Source organism: Pseudomonas sp. BF-RE-21 (assembly GCF_019947305.1).
In the GTDB taxonomy this organism is placed as follows: Bacteria; Pseudomonadota; Gammaproteobacteria; order Pseudomonadales; family Pseudomonadaceae; genus Aquipseudomonas; species Aquipseudomonas migulae.
Genome location: NZ_JAGYGF010000004.1, coordinates 105,067 through 123,898, shown reverse-complemented (window position 1 = coordinate 123,898; position 18,832 = coordinate 105,067). Strand labels below are relative to the sequence as shown.

Genomic DNA, 18,832 nt, shown 5'->3' with positions numbered 1-18,832 from the left:
CCCGTCACTCCATGCCAAAAGCCGCATCCAAGAAAGCAGACGCGCCTGCGCCGGCTCCCAGATCCAAAAAAAATGCGGCGCCTGATGCTGGGGCGAGCCCGGTTAAACCCGTAGAACGCCGTGCTGCCGCCAACTCTGTGGCAGGCACCAAGGTCAAGCCGAATCGCCGTTCGGAAGAAACCATTGCCAACATCCTCAAGGCCACTGAAGAAGTCGTGCTGATGTCTGGCGCGGATCGTATTTCGATCCTGGATGTTTGCCAGGTCGCGGGCGTTTCCCGTGGCACCTTTTATCGCTATTTCGCCTCGCAAGAAGACTTGCTGGACACCTTTTCGCGCCACAAGCGCGAAAGTTTTCACAGCTCGCTGTCCCAAGAACTCGGCCACATCAGTGATCCGGAAGCGCGCTTGAATGCGCTGTTTGCCTATCTCGACAACTACCTGGAACAAAGTCGGGCGCGGCGTCTTCTGGTGGTTGCTCCCGACTACGCGCTGGGTTTCTTCCGACGGATTTTCCACGATTCGATCGTGCGCTTTCAGGATGGCCTGGGGATCGTTTTCGACGATTGGGACGAGCGACTCGGGGTGCGCCTTGACCGTGAACTGATCTGCGAAATGATCATTCGGTACGTGTTGAGCGAAATCCTCGTACCAGAAGCAGCGGGGCGTCGATTGTTCCCGGTCCGGGTGAAAAAACTCCTGGGTGCGCTGATCATGGGGTCTACCTCGCGCACCCGTCGCTGACCTTAAAGCACTGCCCATCACGCTATCCAAAGCCCCCGTATAATCGGGGGCTTTGCGTTTCCGTACGCTAATTTTTCCCCGCCTGCATTCCACTCTTTTTCGAGACTGACTCGAAGTTTTGCACCCCTGCAAGCATTTTTCCGACTCGGGTTGAAGGCTCTGGGTCAGGCCTCTTCGTGCGTCGATAAAATAATTTGAACAGTATTTTGATTTCTGCTCAATTTAATCTTAAGCTCTGGTCTTGGCAGTGAGCCGTCGGCTTCCCCTTTTCGTGGCAACGTGAACCAGGCCACGTGAAGGCACCGCACAAATAACCAACAAAAAGTGCCAACTTCGAGGTACCTAGACATGCTTATCGATCTTCACGCCCACGCACCGCACCCTGGCTATTACAACCAGCACCCTCACTGGGGCCCGTTCTTCGAGCAGCACGCCGATGGCGATATCAAGCTGCGTGTAGGTGACTGGATTCTCGGTCTTGGCTCGCCAGAGCGTAAGGCTGCCGTGCGCTCCGGCAAGGGTCCCAAGCTTGAAGAGTATTTTGCGCGCTGGGCTGATCCGAAAGTGCGCTTGGCTGGCATGGACGCAGCGGGACAAAACCTGCAGGTGGTTTCCGTTCCGTCCCACTGCTACATGTACTGGACCGAAGCCGAATTCGCCGTACCTTTCGCCCGCACCGTCAACGAGACGCTGGCGGAATACTGCTCTGCAGCCCCTGATCGACTGATGTTCTGGGCTCACGTGCCTTTGAATGCGCCAGAAGCGGCGGCGGCTGAATTGCGCTACGCCTGCACCGTACTGGGTGCCAAAGGTCTGGTCGCTGGCGGCGCCAACTTCGGCGGCCTGGAGTTCGATTCGCCGGAACTCGACGTGGTGTGGAAAACCCTCTGCGACCTGGACCTGCCGATGTTTATTCACGGCTACAACCAATCGGTGACCTGGGGCAAGAACGCCAACGACGACCGCTACGAAACCACCGCTATCGTTGGCATGCAGTACGACGAAAGCCGTTGTTTCTGGAACCTGATTTGCGGTGGCGTGCTGGATCGCTTCCCCGACCTGAAGGTGTACATCACCCATGGTGGCGGCTATGTCCCGTACCAGCTCGGCCGTCTGGCCAAGACCAACGAAAACCTCGACGTCAAATACAACAAAAAGCCGCTGCTTGAATACATGAAAAACTTCTACTTCGACGTAGAGCTGCATGAAGTGCCGATGCGCCAGGCCCTGGTCGATATCATCGGTGCAGACCATGTGTTGTACGGCAGCAACTTCGGCGGCAGTGATGCCGTGCGTCATGACCTGACCCATGGCCTGAAGTTGTCCGACGCCGACTTGCGCAAGATTCGCTACGAAAACGCATGCCGTTTGCTGCACATCGATCCTGCCAAGTTGGGCAAGGTAGGTGCTTGATGAAACTGGCGCGATGTGAGTATTTTGAAACGGGCGTTTTTTGGGCGGTGGTCGATGTCGCCCAAGATCAGGTGACGCCGATTTCCGGCAATTTCAAAGACTGGGCGCCCGGCGTGGCTGCCGGACGCGGCATCAGTTCGTTGCGTTTCGCCGGCCCAGCGCTGCCACTCTCCAAAGTTCGCCTGTTGCCACCGATAGAGCCCGTAAACCGCGTGGTCGTGGCAGGCGCCAATTACGCCAAGCATTTGGTGGAGTTTGGATTGAGTGCGCCGTCCCAGCCAGTCGCCTTTCTCAAGGCCTATGGCGCGCTGATTGGCGCCAATGACCCGATCCGCTTTCCACCGTTGACTGAAGAGCTCGATCACGAAGTTGAATTGGTAGCGGTCATCGGCACTGACGATATTGACCTGGAAAACCCGCTAGCTTGCGTGCTCGGTTACACCGTCGGCAATGACGTCAGCGCTCGAGACCTGCAGCGTAGCGGGCCGGCGGGTATTGGCATGGATCTGTTCGCAGCCAAAAGCCAAGATCAAACCACCGGACTGGGTCCCTGGATCGTCACGAAGGATGAATTTCCGCAAGGGTCACCGACGCTGCGCCTGACCTTGAAAGTCAATGGCGAAACGCGCCAGGACGGCTCCACCGGTGAAATGACCTGGGGCGTTGATCATCTGATCCGCTTTGTCCAGCAGCGCTCGAGTTTTGCCTGTGGCGATGTGTTGTTCACGGGTTCGCCGGCGGGAGTGGGGATGGGCACCGGTCTGTTCCTCAAGGAAGGCGATGTGGTCGAAGCCAGCGTCGAAGGCATTGGCACGTTGCGCAATGTGGTCAGTAAAAAGAACCGCGCCTAATCGAGAGCCAAACATGAACGCCAATAAAGAAAAAGTAGTCGTCGTCGGTGCGGGTCTGATGGGCACCGGTATTGCGCATGCGTTCGCCAGCTCAGGTTTCAGCACGGTGTTGGTCGATACCAATGCCGCCTCCCTGACGAACGCCAGGGCGAGCATCGAAAAAATCCTCGCCGATGGCGTGCGCCTGGGCAAAGTCAGCGAAGAAAAAGCCCAGCAATCGTTGGCCAATCTGCTGACCTGCAGCGACTTGAGTGAAGCGGCGAGTGGTGCCAATTGGCTGGTGGAGACGGTCTCCGAGCAGTTGGCAGTGAAGAAGGCGGTGCTCGCGCAGGCGGCGCCACTGCTGGCGCCGGACGCGATTATCGCGACTAATACGTCGGCCCTCAGCGTCACCGAAATTGCGGCGTCAGTGGAGTGTGCAGATCGTGTGATCGGCATGCACTTCTTCAACCCCGTGCACAAAATGAAACTGGTGGAGCTCGTGCGGGGGTTGGCGACCAGTGATGAGGTGGTGGCGCGCACTCGCGCCCTCTGCGAGCGGATTGGCAAAACCTCGATCATCGTCAACGAATCGCCAGGACTGACCACCAGTCGCATGTCTGCCCTTTTGGGTAACGAGGCGATGTGGATGCTGCAGGAAGGCACCGCGACCGCCGAAGACATCGACACGGCACTGCGTCTGGGCTTCAACCATCCGATGGGCCCGTTGGAACTGGGTGACCTGACCGGTTGGGATACCCGGCTGGCTGTTCTGCGCTATCTGCACCAGACCCTGGGTGAGAAATTCAGGCCGTGCCCTTTGATCATCAAAATGGTTGCTGCCGGGCGACTGGGACGCAAGTCAGGGCAGGGGGTTTACCGCTATGAAGAGGGTAAACAGGTTCCGGGTTCAGGGCTCAAGGCGAGTGCGCTATGAAAGACATCGTCATTGTAGATGCGGTCCGCACGCCGATCGGCAAGTTCCGCGGCAGCTTGGCTGGCGTACGCGCCGATCACCTGGGGTCGCTGGTGATCAGTCGCTTGCTGGAGCGGGTCGATGTGTCGCCCACGCTGATTGATGACGTGATCTTCGGCAATGTCACGCAAATTGGCGAACAGTCCGCAAATATTGCCCGCACGGCTTTGCTCGGTGCCGGTTGGCCGGTCACCGTGCCGGGGCTGACCATCGACCGCAAATGTGGTTCGGGCGAAGTGGCCGTGCATCTGGCCGTTGGCGCTATCGCGGCGGGTTCCGCTGATATCGTGGTGGCGGGTGGCGCGGAAAACATGAGTCGCGTGCCGATGGGCAGTAACCGTGAAATCCACGGCGAAGCGTTTGGCTGGATGGCAGCGCAACGCTATGAACTGACCAGTCAGGGCGAGGCTGCCGAGCGTATCGCCGACAACTGGGCGCTGAGTCGCGATGCGCTGGATGATTTCGCTTTCGCCAGCCATCAACGCGCTGCCGCGGCGTCCGATGCCGGTTATTTCGATAATGAAATAGTGCCGGTTGCGGTCGAGGCGCTACGTGAGCAGGTGCTGACGGAGCCCGCTGTTGTGTTGCGCCAGGATGAAACCATTCGTCGTGATACTTCGCGGGAAAAGCTGGCGACGCTTAAAACAAGTTTTCGTCCGGAGACGGGTCGAATCACCGCTGGCAACTCATCACAGATCTCCGACGGAGCAGCGGCATTGCTGTTGATGAGTGCCGAAACCGCGAAAAAACTCGGGCTCAGGGCTCGAGCGCGGATTGTTGCGTTCACCACCGTCGGCTCCGATCCGACATTAATGCTCACCGGCCCCATTGCTGCCACTCAAAAGGTGTTGAGCCAGGCTGGGCTGAACATCAACGACATCGACTTGTTCGAGGTCAATGAAGCGTTTGCCTCGGTGCCGCTCGCCTGGATGCAGGAGACAGGTGTGCCGCACGACAAGTTGAACGTCAACGGTGGTGCTATTGCACTCGGTCATCCTTTGGGTGCCAGTGGTGCACGATTGATGACCACCTTGTTGAACGAGCTTGAACGCCGAGGCGGGCGTTTTGGCCTGCAAGCTATTTGCTGCGCCGGCGGCATGGGTACGGCGACCATCATCGAACGGCTCGATTGATATGGCGCGCCTACCGCTGATCCCGCTGGATGCCATGCCGGCTGCGTTGCAAGACGCGGTGGAGCGGGGCCGGCGCAGTCGCATGCTCAGTTCAACGACACCGGTGCAGGTCTGGGCTCACCGACCCAAGGTAGCCCTGGCCTGGCTGGGTTTGATGGAGAGCCTGCACAGCGACAGCCTGCTTGATGAGCGTTTGCGCGAGTTGGTGCGGCTGAAAATCGCCAGCATCACCACTTGCCAGGCCTGCCAACTGGCGCGCAAGTCCGACGCAGTGACGGAAGAGGATATTGCGTGCATGGCCACAGACCGCGAGTCCTTCACGCCAGCCGAACGTGCCGCGTTGCGTTATGCCGAGTTGTTTGCCAGCGATTACCTGGAGATCGACGACACGCATTTCTTGCGACTCGGGGAGTTTTTCTCTGATGCCCAAGTGGCAGAGCTGGGGCTGTACTGCGCGCTGATGTTGGCGGGTGGCCGCATGACACTGGTGCAGCAGGCCTACTGACACGTCTCGCAGTACAAATAGTTGATCAAATAATTAATAAGTGTCCAATGCAGGTCCAGTCGGGCCTATTATCAGCCAGAAGGCAGGGCCTTCAGCTGCTGCCTGACAAAAAATAATGACAAAAATAGCGGAGACGATCATGTCCACACCGGCGCAGAACGACCTGACGAAGGCTTTCACCGATGTAGCCAGTAATTATCGCGGTACCAGCGATATCGACCTGCACGCGACCTACCGCGATATGCGCGCCAATTCGCCCGTGCTGCAAGGCAACTTCATGGCGAGTCTGGGCGTGCCATCGATTGCCGGCCTGGATGCCAGCCGGCCGACCTTCACACTGTTCAAATACGACGATGTCATGGCGGTCATGCGTGACGCCGGCACCTTTACCAGTGGTTTCATCGCCGAGGGGCTGGGTGCGTTTTTCGATGGCTTGATCCTTACCGCAATGGACGGGGATGCTCACAAGAACATCCGTAACCTGCTGCAACCGGTATTCATGCCCGAGACGGTGAATCGCTGGAAAGAAACCAAGATCGATCGCGTGATTCGTGAGGAGTATCTCAAACCGATGGTGCCGGCCAAGGGCGCCGACCTGATGGACTTTGCCCTGTATTTTCCGATCCGGGTGATTTACTCCTTGATCGGCTTTCCCGAAGACCGTCCCGAGCAGATCGAGCAGTACGCAGCCTGGGCGCTGGCCATCCTTGCCGGCCCGCAAGTCGATCCGGAAAAAGCCGCCGCCGCCCGTGGCGCCGCGATGCAAGCTGCACAAGCTTTGTACGACGTAGTGAAAGTCGTGGTGTCCGAGCGTCGCGCTGAGGGCGCATCGGGCGATGACTTGATCAGCCGGCTGATCAACGCGGAGTATCAAGGACGGTCGCTGGACGATCATGAAATCGCCACTTTTGTACGCTCATTGCTCCCGGCCGCCAGCGAAACCACGACTCGCACCTTCGGCACTTTGATGTCGTTGCTGTTGCAACACCCGGATGTGCTGGAGCGGGTGCGCAATGACCGCAGCCTGGTGAACAAAGCCATCGACGAAGCGGTGCGCTTTGAGCCGGTGGCCACCTTCAAGGTGCGTCAGGCCGCCAGGGACCTGGAGATTCGCGGTGTAGCCATCCCTGAAGGGGCAATGGTGCAGTGCATAGTGACCTCGGCCAATCGCGACGAAGACGCCTTCGAAATTGCCGATAAATTCGACATCGACCGCAAACCCAAACCATCGTTTGGCTTCGGCTTTGGCCCGCACATGTGCATCGGTCAGTTCGTGGCCAAAACCGAAATCAACTGCGCACTCAATGCAATCCTCGACCTGATGCCCAACATCCGTCTCGACCCCGACAAACCCGGGCCGCAGATCGTCGGCGCACAGCTGCGCGGTCCGCACTATCTGCACGTGCTGTGGGACTGATGGACTGTGTGCTTGAATTAATATGAACACATTCAAAAAATGTGTTTAATTAGTTGGTGATGTGCACTATGATTCAGGCACAACAACAAGCCCGAATGCGAAGGGGAAAACAATGAAAGTTGAAGATCTGATTCTTGTCAGCGTCGATGACCACGCGATCGAGCCGCCGAATGCTTTTGCTCGCCACATGCCTGCCCGTTTCAAGGGGCGTGAGCCGCATGTGGTCAAAAAGGGTGATCGTGATGTGTGGGTCTTCGAGGAGCAGGCCACTGGCTACATGGGCCTTAACTCCGTGGTTGGTCGACCCAAAGAGGAATACGGCATGGAGCCACTGGGCTACGACCAGATGCGCCGTGGCACCTGGAACATCAAGGACCGCGTCGACGACATGAACGCCAACGGCGTGCTCGGTTCATTGTGTTTCCCCACCTTCCCGGGCTTTGCCGGCCAACGTTTCCAGGTACACGCTGACCGCGATGTGTCGATGGCAGCCATCCAGGCCTACAACGACTGGCATTTGCACGACTGGTGCAACGCTGCGCCAGGCCGCTTCATTCCGCTGATGATCGTGCCGTGGTGGGACATGAAAGCCGCCGCTGCCGAAGTCGAACGTCTGGCCAAACAGGGCGTGCACGCGCTTTCGCTGTCGGACAACCCGGCCATTCATGGCTACCCGTCGATCCATAGCGATTACTGGGACCCGCTGTGGAAAGCCTGCAGCGATAACAAGGTGGTGATCTGCTGCCATATCGGTACCGGCGTGAAAGCTCAACACGCTTCGGATTTGTCGCCTATCGACGCCTGGATCACCTCCATGCCGATTTCCATCGCCAACTCCGCCGCTGACTGGATCTGGGCGCCGATGTGGAAGAAATTCCCCGACCTGCGCATGGCCCTTTCCGAAGGCGGCATCGGCTGGATTCCTTATTTGCTGGAGCGTGCTGACTTCACCCACCGTCACCATAACGCGTGGACCAATTCCAACTTCGACGGGAAGATGCCCAGCGACATCTTCAACAAGCACTTCATCACCTGCTTCATCGAAGATAATTTCGGCCTGAAGAACCTTGATTACTTGAACGCCGAGATGGTCACGTGGGAAAGCGATTACCCGCACTCCGACTGCACCTGGCCAAACTCTCCGGAGACCGCGTGGGAAGGGTTGCAGCACCTGCCCAAAGAGATGATCGACAAGGTCACTCACCTGAACGCCATGCGTGAGTTTTCCTTTGATCCGTTCTCCATCCATGGGCGGGAAAACTGCACGGTCGGCGCGCTGCGGGCTCAGGCCACGCACGTCAGCATCGAGCCAGCCCTGGGCTTAGGTGGTGCCGATCACGGTCGCCACGACAACAAGCCGGTCACCTCCGGCGACATCAATGCGATGTTCGCCGACGCTGACGCGCAAACCGCGTTGTAAGTTGCCGCTGTTCCTACAGTCGCCGGCCAACGGCGACTGTGGAGCGGTTGCCGTTCTGTGGTCGCTTCGTTCGAAGCGATTGCGCCTGTGTTCAGCGTTAGAGAGCGCATATGGCCATCAGTCAATTTTCCTACAGCAATATTCCTCCCGAGGCGGAAGCGCTTCGCACCGAAGTGCGGGCGTTCATTCTCGACACACTGGCCGATTACCCACCCACCTTGAGTGCGCAGTCCTGGATGGGCTTCGACGCTGAATTCAGCAAGAAACTCGGCGCGCGAGGCTGGGTCGGCATGGCCTTGCCCAAAGCCTACGGTGGTGGCGAGGCGGGTCCTTTTGCGCGCTACGTGATCATAGAAGAATTGTTGGCCGCCGGTGCGCCGGTATCGGCCCACTGGATCGCCGACCGGCAAAGCGGACCGCTGATCAATCGCTTCGGTACCGAGCAACAAAAACGGCACTACCTGCCAGCCATTTGCCGGGGTGAAAGCTACTTCTGCATTGGCATGAGCGAACCCAATTCCGGCTCGGACCTGGCTTCGATCAAAAGCACTGCGGTGCGTGATGGCGATAGCTGGCTAGTCAATGGCCAGAAGGTCTGGACCACCAACGCGCACCATTCGCAGTACATGATTGCTCTGGTGCGTACCGGTGAGAAGCAAGCGGCCCGGCATGAGGGCATGTCGCAATTTATCGTCGACCTGAGCCTGCCCGGCATCACCATCCGCCCGATTCGCGACCTGGCCGGTGGCGAGCACTTCAACGAAGTGTTTTTCGACAATGTGCGGCTGCCCGCCGACGCCTTGATTGGCACTGAGGGCAAGGGTTGGGATCAGGTGACCGCCGAACTGGCCTTCGAGCGCAGCGGCCCTGAACGGTTCCTCAGTTGCATGGCGCTGTTGAAAACACTGATCGACGCGGTGGGCAAGACCCCTGACGCACTACAAGCGCGGGAGATCGGGCGACTGTCAGCCAAGCTGCTGACGCTGCGCAATATGTCGTTGTCGGTCACGGCACAGTTGGCAGCGGGTGAACATCCCGCCTGGGCGGCGTCCTGCGTCAAAGACCTTGGTAATGCCTTCGAGCAGGAAATCCCCGAGGTTGCCCAGCTGTTGCTGGAAACCGAGCCACGGCAGGACGGCGGCAGCGAGCATGCACGCGTGCTGGCTTACCTGACACAGATGGCGCCCTCATTCTCACTGCGCGGGGGCACTCGTGAAATTCTGCGCGGCATCATTGCCCGCGGCCTGGGGTTGCGATAATGCGCGAGATATTCGAAGCGACGATTGAACGCCTGTTTGCCGATCTGGCGACGCCGGCTTACGTGATGGGTTGTGAAGGCGGCGAATGGCCGGCCGAGTTATGGGCCGCGCTGGACGAGTCGGGCTTCACCCAGGCGGGTGTATCCGAAGCGCTGGGCGGCGCTGAAGCCAGTTGGGCCGATATGTATGTGTTGGTCCGTGCCGCTGGGCGCTTTTCAGTTCCGGCACCTTTGGGTGAAGCCCTGCTCGGTAACTGGCTGCTGAGCAAGGCCGGCCTGGAGGGAAGGGCGGGTGCCATCAGCGTGGCCGCCAATTCCGATCTGGTGCTTGATGGCGAGCGCGTTTATGGCACCGCCTGTTCGGTCCCTTGGGGGCGCAACGTTGAAGCGGTCGTCGCCATCGCCAATAGCCCAACCGGCGTTGCGCATGTGGTGCTGCTGCCGCGCAGCGCCGCGAGCGAGCTGACGTTGAGTCTGAATGTGGCGGGCGAACCGCGCGATGATTTGGGTTTCACCAGCGCTCAGGTACTGGCGCAAGCGCCGCTACCCGGCGGGCTGGACGCCAATGTTCTGGAGTTGGGCGGCGCAATGTTGCGCGCGGCACAGTCCGCCGGGGCATTGCACGCGCTATTGGACATGACCGCCAACTACGCCGGTGAACGCAAGCAGTTCGGCAAGCCGATCGGTTCTTTCCAGGCCATTCAACAACAGCTCGCAGTATTCGCTGAGCAGGCTGCCGCCGCCGGCATCGCGGCCGAGGCAGCTTTCACGGAATCCAGTTCGGGGCTCGCAGCGCTGACCATTGCCGCGGCAAAAATCAGCACAGCCGAAGCCGCCAGCATCGGTGCCGGCATCGCCCATTCGGTGCATGGCGCCATCGGCTTTACCGAGGAATATCCGCTGCATCTGCTCACCCGTCGGTTGTGGGCGTGGCGCAGTGAATTCGGCTCGGCCAGCCTTTGGAGTCAGCGCCTGGGTACTCAAATATGCCAAGGCGGCAGCGATGGATACTGGCCGTTGCTCACCAGCCATGGCCAACAACCCTTAACCCGTCTCGCGAGTAATCCGGTATGAGCCCGTTTCTACAGATTGAGCGCGAGGGCGGCATCGTCACCGTGCGCATGAACCATCCCGATACCCGCAATGCTCTGACGACGCGCGAGCAGATTCAGGAGTTTGTCGATCTCTGCGCTGAACTGCGCCGTGACATGTCGGTACGGGTCATGGTGCTCACCGGCAATGGCAGCGCATTTTGTGCTGGTGGTAACGTCAAGGACATGCACGAGCGCGGCGGCATTTTCGCCGGCTCGCCGTATGAACTGCGCAATACCTACCGGGACGGCATTCAACGTATTCCCCTGGCGATTTATGAGCTGGATATCCCGGTGATCGCCGCGGTTAACGGCCCGGCAATCGGTGCGGGTCTCGATCTTGCCTGTATGTGCGATATCCGGCTGGCGGCGCCCAAGGCGATCTTCGCCGAGAGTTTCGTGCGCCTGGGCATCGTTCCGGGTGACGGCGGCGCCTGGCTGTTGCCGCGCATCATTGGTATCCCTAAAGCCAGTCTTATGGCCTTTACCGGTGACGCTATCGATGCAGCCAAGGCGCTGGAATGGGGTCTGGTCGAGCAAGTCTGCACCCACGAAACGCTGCAATCGGAAGCGCAGGCGCTCGCGCGACGAATCGCCAGTAATCCCGGTCATGCGTTACGCCTGTGCAAGCGTCTGCTGCGTGAAGGCCAACATATGCGCCTCGATTCGCTGCTGGAATTGTCGGCGGCGTATCAGGCGTTGGCGCATCACACCGAAGACCATCATGAAGCGGTGGCGGCTTTTGTCGACAAGCGCGATCCCAATTACCAGGACCGCTGATTACTCATCGCCTAATACAAGCATCGATCTGGAGTAAGCAAAATGCGTGGCGTATTTCGAGAAGACCACAACATGTTCCGTGATCAGGCCCGCCGTTTCGTCGACCGCGAAATCGTGCCCTACCTGCATGAGTGGGAAAAGAACGGCATCGTTCCCAAGGAAGTCTGGCTCAAGGCCGGTGAGAACGGCTTGTTATGCTCCACGGTGCCCGAAGAATACGGTGGCCCCGGAGGCGACTTCGGTCACTCGGCAGTGATGATCGAAGAGCTGGCGCGGGCCAACGCCACCGCCGTGGGTTTTACCACGCACTCGGAAATCGTCACCCCTTACATCGTTGCCTATGGCAGTGAAGAGCAGAAGCAGCAATGGCTGCCACGCATGGTCAGCGGTGAATTGATTGGCGTGATTGCCATGAGCGAACCGGGCATTGGCAGCGACCTGCGAGCCATGCGTACTTCGGCGCGGCGTGACGGTGACGACTACATCGTCAACGGTCAGAAGACTTTCATCACTAACGGCGGAAATGCTGGCCTGGTGGTCACCGCCACCAAGATTGATCCAGCGGCCAAAGAACTGACCCTGATCTGTGTTGAGGAAGACCGAGCTGGCTTCGCCAAGGGGCGCCTGCTGGAAAAGATCGGTCTGAAAGGGCAAGACACCGCCGAATTGTTTTTTGATGAAGTCCGAGTACCCGTCGGCAATCGATTGGGTGAGGAGGGCATGGGGTTCAAATACCTGACTCATCAATTGGCTTGGGAACGCCTGATCATCGCGATCCGTGCTGCGCAATCCATCGACACGCTGCTGGAAGAAACCATCGGCTACACCCGAGAGCGCAAGGTCTTCGGAAAACCGGTACTCGACTTCCAGAACACCCGCTTCAAACTCGCAGAAGCCAAGGCCCAAGCCACCATGTTGCGGGTGTTCGTCGACGACTGCCTGGCCAAAGTGATGCGCGGTGAGCTGACGCCGGAAATCGCGGCCATGGCCAAACTGCTGGGATCGGAAATGCAGGGCAAGCTGCTCGACGAGTTCCTGCAATTACACGGCGGCTACGGCTTCATGAGCGAATACAAGATCAGCCGTGCCTGGGTCGACGCCCGGGTCGCGCGTATCTATGGCGGCACCTCGGAAATCATGAAAGAAATCATCGGCCGTACCCTTTGAAGCACAACTGCATGAGGCAAACAGATGAGTAACTCCCTTTACGACATTTCGCTGAAGCAGATCGATGGAAGCATCCGTACCCTTGGCGACTATCGGGGCAAAGTCCTGTTGGTGGTCAACGTCGCTTCAAAATGCGGGCTGACCCCGCAATACGAAGGCCTTGAGAAGCTCTACCAAAGCAAAAAATCTCAGGGCTTGGAGGTGCTGGGTTTTCCAGCCAACGATTTCAGGGAGCAAGAGCCCGGCAGTGACGCGGAAATCGTCGAGTTTTGTTCTGTGAACTACGACGTTCATTTCCCGCTGTTCTCGAAAATTTCGGTTGTCGGTTCCGACCAGCACCCTCTGTATTCGAAGCTCACTGAAGCGCAGCCTGAGACTACGGGTGAGGGCCCTTTCCGGGAGCGTCTGAAGGGGTATGGCATTGAGTCCGCAAACACGACGGACGTGCTGTGGAATTTCGAGAAGTTCCTGATTGATCGTCAGGGCACTGTCGTTGCTCGTTTCGCCTCGGATGTCGCAGCTGATGATCCTCGGCTGCTTGCGGCAATCGAAGCTCAATTATCCCAAGGGGTGTGAACCGGTGCTGACAGTCGAAACAGTCAGCGCGCTTCGTGCCCTCGTGACCCGTGCACGAGGTGAAAACAGGAGAGTCGCCCTGGTGCCTACCATGGGCAACTTGCATGACGGTCATATCGCCTTGATTCATTGCGCGAAGCAGCGTGCTGACTTTGTCGTCGCGAGCATCTTTGTCAATCCACTCCAGTTTGGAGCAAATGAAGATCTGGCCAACTATCCCCGGACGCCCGACGCCGATCGGGAGAAATTGGTCAACGCTGGCTGTGATGTGCTGTTTGCCCCCACTGTCGAACAGATCTATCCGGATGGCATGCTCAGCCAGACCGTCGTCAGTGTGCCGAACATGTCTGAAGGTCTTTGCGGTGCGGCACGCCCTGGTCACTTTGACGGAATGGCGACGGTCGTTGCCAAGCTGCTGAACATCGTTCAGCCAGACGTGGCGGTTTTCGGTGAAAAGGATTATCAGCAACTGGCCGTCATTCGTTCGCTGGTAAAGGACCTCAATATGGTCACTGACATCGTCGGCGCACCAACGATCCGCGCGGCGGATGGCTTGGCATTATCGTCCCGCAACGGCTATCTGAATGCGGACGAACGCTCGTCCGCTCCCCTTCTTTACGCGTGTCTGAAGCAAATGGCTGCGTCAATTCGGAGGGAGAAGCGGGTAGACGAGGGCCAGTTACTGGCCTGTAGCCAACGCATGACAGCTGCCGGCATTGAGTTGGATTATTTTGAAGTCCGAAATGCGCAGAATTTGAATCCGGTGACGAGTCGCGATGTTCATCTAGTCATTCTGGTGGCGGCCCGCGTCGGTAAGACGCGGCTTATCGATAACTTGATGGTGGACCTTCGGTGACGCGAATCAACCTTCACGGGTCATCGCGACATCAGAAAAATCATCAGAGGAATAACAACAATGAGCCTGTATCGAGCTTTCGCCGCGCTTGGCCTGTGTCTTGTCTCCCTTGTCGTCGGCGCTCAACAAGCACCAGTGGATGCCTATGATGCAGACACCCAGCGTGCCAACGCCTTGCTGGTAAAAGCTGTCGCCGAATACAAAGCCAAGGGCGACACCGCTCTTGCCGAGTTCAGCCGGCAGGGAGCCTATGTCGATGGTGAACTGTACATTTACGTGGTCGATACCTCCGGTGTGATGCTTGCCAGCGGAGGGCCTTCGGTTTCACTGGTCGGAAAACCGGTGGTCAGCGTTCTGGACGACGACCTCAAGGTTGCATTCCAGCAAGCCATTTCGCAGCCAGACGACGGCATTGTGCGTAGTGCCGAGTATCGGTGGTGGAACTGGCAACATGGCAAGGTCGAGCGTAAACGTGTGTATTACCAACGTGTGAAAGACCGGGTGATCTCCGTGGGTTATTACATGCCACGGTCAAGCCCTGAACAGGCACAACAGCTGCTGCGCCAGATTTCGTCGCAAGTTGCCAGCGACGCGAAAACCACCGTCGGGCTCATTAATCAGCACGATAAGCAGCTTACCCAGGATGATCTCTACGCCTTTGTGGTGGACCTGAAAACCAAGCGGTTCGTCGCTCACGGCTTTTCGCCCCGGCTGATCGGCACCGACTTCAAGTCATTGCGCTCAACCGACGGCAAGCCGATTGGCGAGGACATTCTCAAGCAAATGAATACGCATGAAGCAGGTGAGATCACCTATCAATGGCGCAACCCTATGACCGGGCAGAACGAATACAAGAGGACTTTTCTGCAGCGTGTGAACGGGTACGTCGTCGCCGTGGGCTGCTATGCAATCAAGTGATCAGAACAGGGACCACCGGCGCCCGCAGCAAGGAGTGTGCGCATGACCGATTTAGTGTTGCTGCATGGCGGCAATCATGGCTCGTGGTGTTGGGGGCCTTTTGTGGAGGCGTTAAACCAGCAACCCGGATGTTTCGAACGAGTAATCACTCTGGATATGCCTGGGTGCGGCAAGAAGCGTGGTAGGGATGTTGCATCCCTGCGGCTGGACAATGTGGTCAACGAACTCAATGAAGACCTGCATGCATTGGGTGTGAACCAGGCCATGTTGCTTGGGCATTCCATCGCTGGGGCCGTGCTGCCGATGATGGTGCTGGCCGCTCCTCAGCTGTATTCGCAGCTGGTGTACCTGGCCTGCGCATTGCCCAGTGAAAGCCAATCCATTCTGGAGTTGCTTGGCACTACGCTGCACGGCGAGAGCCCGGAACATGTCGGTTGGCCGCTGGACCCCGCGCAAACCACTCCTCAAGCGCTGGCTGTGGCCATGTTCGGTCAAGACCTGGATGAGCAAACCCTGGGTTGGCTGTTAGGCGAAGTGAGCCAGGACACAACGCCACTCTGTGTGGCGACAGACTCCATCAGCCGTGAGGGATACTCGGGAATGATTCCGGCGAGTTACATCATCACACTGCGCGACAACATTTTGCCCGTGGACTGGCAGCGCCGTTTTGCGCAACGTGCAGGTGCTGGCGTGGTTATAGAGATAGATACCGCGCACGAGCCGTTCGTATCACACCCGCAGCTGCTGGCGGATGTCGTACGGGGTATAGAGCGGGATGAGTGATGAGCGAGTTCGTTGTTTTAAGTCATGGCAACGGTAAGACAATCCGCAGCAACCGGTTGATCCTTTCCATTATCGTCTTCAACTTTATCTCCTACGTCTGCAGTGGCTTGCCGCTTGCGGTGTTGCCGGGCTACGTCCTCAATGACTTGGGCCTGACCTCAGTTTTCGCTGGTGTAATGATCAGCTCGCAGTACTTGGCAACACTCCTGGCTCGTCCGTTGGCCGGCGGTGTAGCAGATCGACTGGGAGCCAAATACGCGGTGGTGTGTGGGTTCGGTGGCCTGATGGTGAGCGGCAGCCTGACGACACTCGCCATCATGCTTCCCACCCACCTCTGGTTGACCCTGACTCTGTTACTGCTGGGCAGGCTGGTGCTGGGTGCGTCCACGGCCATGATCTCCACGCCTTGCTGCACCTGGGCCATCGGGTTATGTGGTGCCCCTCGGGCAGCACAGGTCATGTCGTGGAATGGGATCGCGGCCTACGGCGGTACGGCGGTCGGCGCGCCATTGGGTGTGTTGCTTCGCCATTCACTGGGCCTCGCCAGTGTTGGGTTGTGCACGGTATTGTTCGGATTGGTGTTCCTGGTTTTGGCACTGGGCAAGCGTCCGGCGCCGTTGGTGGCAGGTGCCCGTCTGGCCTTTCATCGAGTGCTGTTCGCCGTCATGCCCAATGGCCTCGTTCTGGTCTGTAGCTCGGTAGGGTTTGGCGGACTGACCGCTTTCGTCGCACTGTATTTCGACAGCCTGAGCTGGGATCACGCGGCTTACTGCCTGAGTGGTTTCGGGGCGGGTTTTATCGTTGCGCGCTTGTCGTCGCCGGGGATACTGCAGCGATACAGGGGGTACCGCGTGGTGGGGGGGTGCCTACTTGTACAGACTTTGGGCATGCTGCTGATATGGCTCGCGCCGTCTCCTGCTCTGGCCATTGCCGGTGGAGTGCTGACCGGAATAGGGGTGTCATGGATTTATCCGGGGCTAGGCGTGGAGACATTGGCGAGCACTCCTCCCGCGAACCGAAATTCGGCGCTCAGTGCTCTCTCGTTGTTCTTTGATATTGCAGTGGGGATGGCCGGGCCGGTCATGGGGCTTATTGCTTCAGGATTTGGCTATGCCGCGATTTTTCTCTGTGCGGCGCTGATGTCGATAGGCGGGTTTTTGGTGGTGCTCTGCCTATGTTGGCGAAGTGATCATCTGGGTAACTGATAATGACTTGTTAGCCAGATCTGAACGCGACTTGCAGTACCGCTTCAAAGTACGACACGTCGAAAGGTTCCCCATGGGCTAGTCTCGGACTCGCAGCTTGGTTAAGTCCCAGGCACGTAGTTTGCTGTCGATGGTCAAGTTGAAGAGCGCCAAATCACGTGTCTTCTTCGCAAGCTGGAGTCTGACCCGGATTGCCGAGAGTCCGCTACTGGCCGATTTCTGCCCGTTAGCAAGGGTTGTAATCGATCAAGAGCAGCTTCTGCAATGGTAGCTTCAGTCAAAGTAAATGTCGTTGAAGGTAGGGCTCCTGCGGGCCGATTCAGCTTTTAATGACCCTGGTTCAAAATCTAATGAATCTCTACGCCAGAGAGTCCAGTTGCTGACACATCAGCAAGCGATTGGCCGGGTGATCGTCGACCACCAGAACGTTCAACGGTGTTGAGGTGGGCTGAATAGGCGCTTCGGCGGTTTCGGAAGGTGTGTTGACTGGACGCTTACGCAGGATCCACTGTTTTCCAGAACTCACGCCATCGGTTTTTGCCAAATGGGGTAGGGCAATCCGTCCGCCTTTTTGTCTGCTACTACGAAACCAAAGCTGTACCGTGCCCGGGTGATGGCCACATAAAACTTGTTTTGGGTGACCTCTGAATCCTTGCCCCCAAAAGGATTCTCTAGGCCATACACGAAGTTCAGTTGGTTCTCAGAAGGTATGATGAGCACTCTATCAAAACTTAGTCCTTTGCTACCGCCGAAGTTGTGACACCGAGTCTCAGGAGGAAGGTATTTTGCTCCTGACCTCACGTTAGAGCGAAGCACCATTGGGCTGAAGGACGCAATGTAATCCGATACCTCAGATTGCCTAACTACAAAAGCTCCTAGATGGTGACTGTAAACCAAAAGTTTACAGTGACAACTATGGAAACCATAGGGTGGATCGAATGCTTTGCTTCGCCAATAGCGCTTGATGCTTGAGCGATACTAACTGCGGGGAAAGAGTTTTGCCAAGCTGGAGGTGTGCTTCGGAGTGCGGCTGTTCAGCGCCACACCGCGGAAATTCTTCTAGCAATGGTCCGACTTCGCAACATAAAACTTTTCACAAGCGGCACCCATGTTGGCGTTTAAGGTTTTCGCGACACGGCTGGCTATCGTTGGCTGGTTCCATTCTTAATGAAAGGAATTCCAATCGTAGTGAAAACTCATGGGTACCTGTCGGTGCTTGCGAAGAGATGCTGCTCACTTAGATCGATAGGTTGTCAGTTATGGTCATTTAGCGAACCTCGAAGTGCTCATTTTTTGGTCACGCAGACTTAGGGAAGGTCAAGCGTAAGCGGTCATTAGATTTGAGGCCATAGGCGATTTAACTACACGGCCCTAATCGCCTTCATCCATTCAGCTCGGTCGGCTTAGTCTGACCCGATTCTGTCAGTAGTCTCTATTTAGCTCGATCTAGGGTAATAGTAGAACTGGTACTTGCCGGGTCATTTCGCAGTAGAAAGCGTGCGGCGGCGTTGATGAATTTTATCCAGTTAGCCGAGCTCAATGGGCATGTGGCGTATGCCTATTTTAAGGTTGTTCTCGCTCGCTCGCTCGCTCGCTCGCCTGCCTGCCGACGCGGCGGGCGAATTAAATCGAGGAGTTGTAGCTCCATCGTTGACAATCATCTTAGTTGCGCAAATCGGGATGCCCGGACTCTTACGATCGAGACGTCGTTGCGTAGCAGCCGCAAAAGGAGGTGGACCAAGTTAGGTTTTGCAGAGCCGA

The 18,832-nt window shown here is 57.7% G+C and carries 18 protein-coding genes; 17 read left to right on the top strand and 1 reads right to left on the bottom strand.

What is annotated here, in order from left to right; genetic code table 11:
• Positions 1–11: 11 nt before the first annotated feature.
• From KGB25_RS04950 to KGB25_RS04870, 17 genes are all read left to right on the top strand, one after another.
• On the top strand, positions 12–743 hold the full coding sequence (locus KGB25_RS04950) for a TetR/AcrR family transcriptional regulator (protein WP_263286174.1): 732 nt from the start codon (positions 12–14) through the stop codon (positions 741–743).
• Positions 744–1,091: 348 nt separating this feature from the next.
• Positions 1,092–2,156, top strand: a complete 1,065-nt coding sequence (locus KGB25_RS04945; RefSeq protein ID WP_020300781.1) for an amidohydrolase family protein — start codon at positions 1,092–1,094, stop codon at positions 2,154–2,156.
• A complete protein-coding gene (locus tag KGB25_RS04940; protein WP_223434396.1) occupies positions 2,156–3,007 on the top strand; it encodes a fumarylacetoacetate hydrolase family protein in 852 nt (283 codons plus the stop codon). The genes KGB25_RS04945 and KGB25_RS04940 overlap by 1 nt, the downstream gene beginning before the upstream one ends.
• Before the next feature lie 13 nt (positions 3,008–3,020).
• On the top strand, positions 3,021–3,923 hold the full coding sequence (locus KGB25_RS04935) for a 3-hydroxyacyl-CoA dehydrogenase (protein ID WP_223434395.1): 903 nt from the start codon (positions 3,021–3,023) through the stop codon (positions 3,921–3,923).
• Positions 3,920–5,095, top strand: a complete 1,176-nt coding sequence (locus KGB25_RS04930; protein WP_223434394.1) for a thiolase family protein — start codon at positions 3,920–3,922, stop codon at positions 5,093–5,095. Before KGB25_RS04935 ends, KGB25_RS04930 begins: the two co-directional genes overlap by 4 nt.
• Position 5,096: 1 nt before the next feature.
• Positions 5,097–5,600: a carboxymuconolactone decarboxylase family protein gene (locus tag KGB25_RS04925; protein ID WP_223434393.1), complete on the top strand. Its 504-nt coding sequence runs from the start codon at positions 5,097–5,099 to the stop codon at positions 5,598–5,600.
• 139 nt (positions 5,601–5,739) lie between these two features.
• A complete protein-coding gene (locus KGB25_RS04920) occupies positions 5,740–7,017 on the top strand; it encodes a cytochrome P450 (protein WP_223434392.1) in 1,278 nt (425 codons plus the stop codon).
• 112 nt (positions 7,018–7,129) lie between these two features.
• On the top strand, positions 7,130–8,437 hold the full coding sequence (locus tag KGB25_RS04915; RefSeq protein WP_083376144.1) for an amidohydrolase family protein: 1,308 nt from the start codon (positions 7,130–7,132) through the stop codon (positions 8,435–8,437).
• Between the two features lie 110 nt (positions 8,438–8,547).
• A complete protein-coding gene (locus KGB25_RS04910; RefSeq protein ID WP_083376145.1) occupies positions 8,548–9,696 on the top strand; it encodes an acyl-CoA dehydrogenase family protein in 1,149 nt (382 codons plus the stop codon).
• Positions 9,696–10,769, top strand: coding sequence for an acyl-CoA dehydrogenase family protein (locus KGB25_RS04905; protein ID WP_223434391.1), 1,074 nt, complete (start codon positions 9,696–9,698; stop codon positions 10,767–10,769). The genes KGB25_RS04910 and KGB25_RS04905 overlap by 1 nt, the downstream gene beginning before the upstream one ends.
• Positions 10,766–11,566, top strand: coding sequence for a crotonase/enoyl-CoA hydratase family protein (locus KGB25_RS04900; RefSeq protein ID WP_057005059.1), 801 nt, complete (start codon positions 10,766–10,768; stop codon positions 11,564–11,566). The genes KGB25_RS04905 and KGB25_RS04900 overlap by 4 nt, the downstream gene beginning before the upstream one ends.
• Before the next feature lie 42 nt (positions 11,567–11,608).
• Complete coding sequence (locus KGB25_RS04895; RefSeq protein ID WP_057005060.1) at positions 11,609–12,733, top strand: acyl-CoA dehydrogenase family protein; 1,125 nt, start codon at positions 11,609–11,611, stop codon at positions 12,731–12,733.
• A gap of 24 nt (positions 12,734–12,757) precedes the next feature.
• The gene (locus KGB25_RS04890) at positions 12,758–13,309 is read left to right on the top strand and encodes a glutathione peroxidase (RefSeq protein ID WP_223434390.1); all 552 of its coding nucleotides are present in this window, start codon (positions 12,758–12,760) and stop codon (positions 13,307–13,309) included.
• Between the two features lie 4 nt (positions 13,310–13,313).
• Complete coding sequence (panC, locus tag KGB25_RS04885; RefSeq protein WP_223434531.1) at positions 13,314–14,165, top strand: pantoate--beta-alanine ligase; 852 nt, start codon at positions 13,314–13,316, stop codon at positions 14,163–14,165.
• A 60-nt stretch (positions 14,166–14,225) separates the two neighbouring features.
• A complete protein-coding gene (locus KGB25_RS04880; protein ID WP_223434389.1) occupies positions 14,226–15,083 on the top strand; it encodes a cache domain-containing protein in 858 nt (285 codons plus the stop codon).
• Positions 15,084–15,125: 42 nt separating this feature from the next.
• Entirely contained in the window at positions 15,126–15,866 is a 741-nt protein-coding gene (locus KGB25_RS04875; RefSeq protein WP_223434388.1) for an alpha/beta fold hydrolase, read from the top strand.
• Entirely contained in the window at positions 15,866–17,071 is a 1,206-nt protein-coding gene (locus KGB25_RS04870) for an MFS transporter (RefSeq protein WP_223434387.1), read from the top strand. The genes KGB25_RS04875 and KGB25_RS04870 overlap by 1 nt, the downstream gene beginning before the upstream one ends.
• Before the next feature lie 358 nt (positions 17,072–17,429).
• Here the strand turns inward: KGB25_RS04870 and KGB25_RS04865 are convergent, their stop codons facing one another.
• The gene (locus KGB25_RS04865; RefSeq protein ID WP_223434386.1) at positions 17,430–17,597 is read right to left on the bottom strand and encodes a hypothetical protein; all 168 of its coding nucleotides are present in this window, start codon (positions 17,595–17,597) and stop codon (positions 17,430–17,432) included.
• Between the last annotated feature and the right edge of the window lie 1,235 nt (positions 17,598–18,832).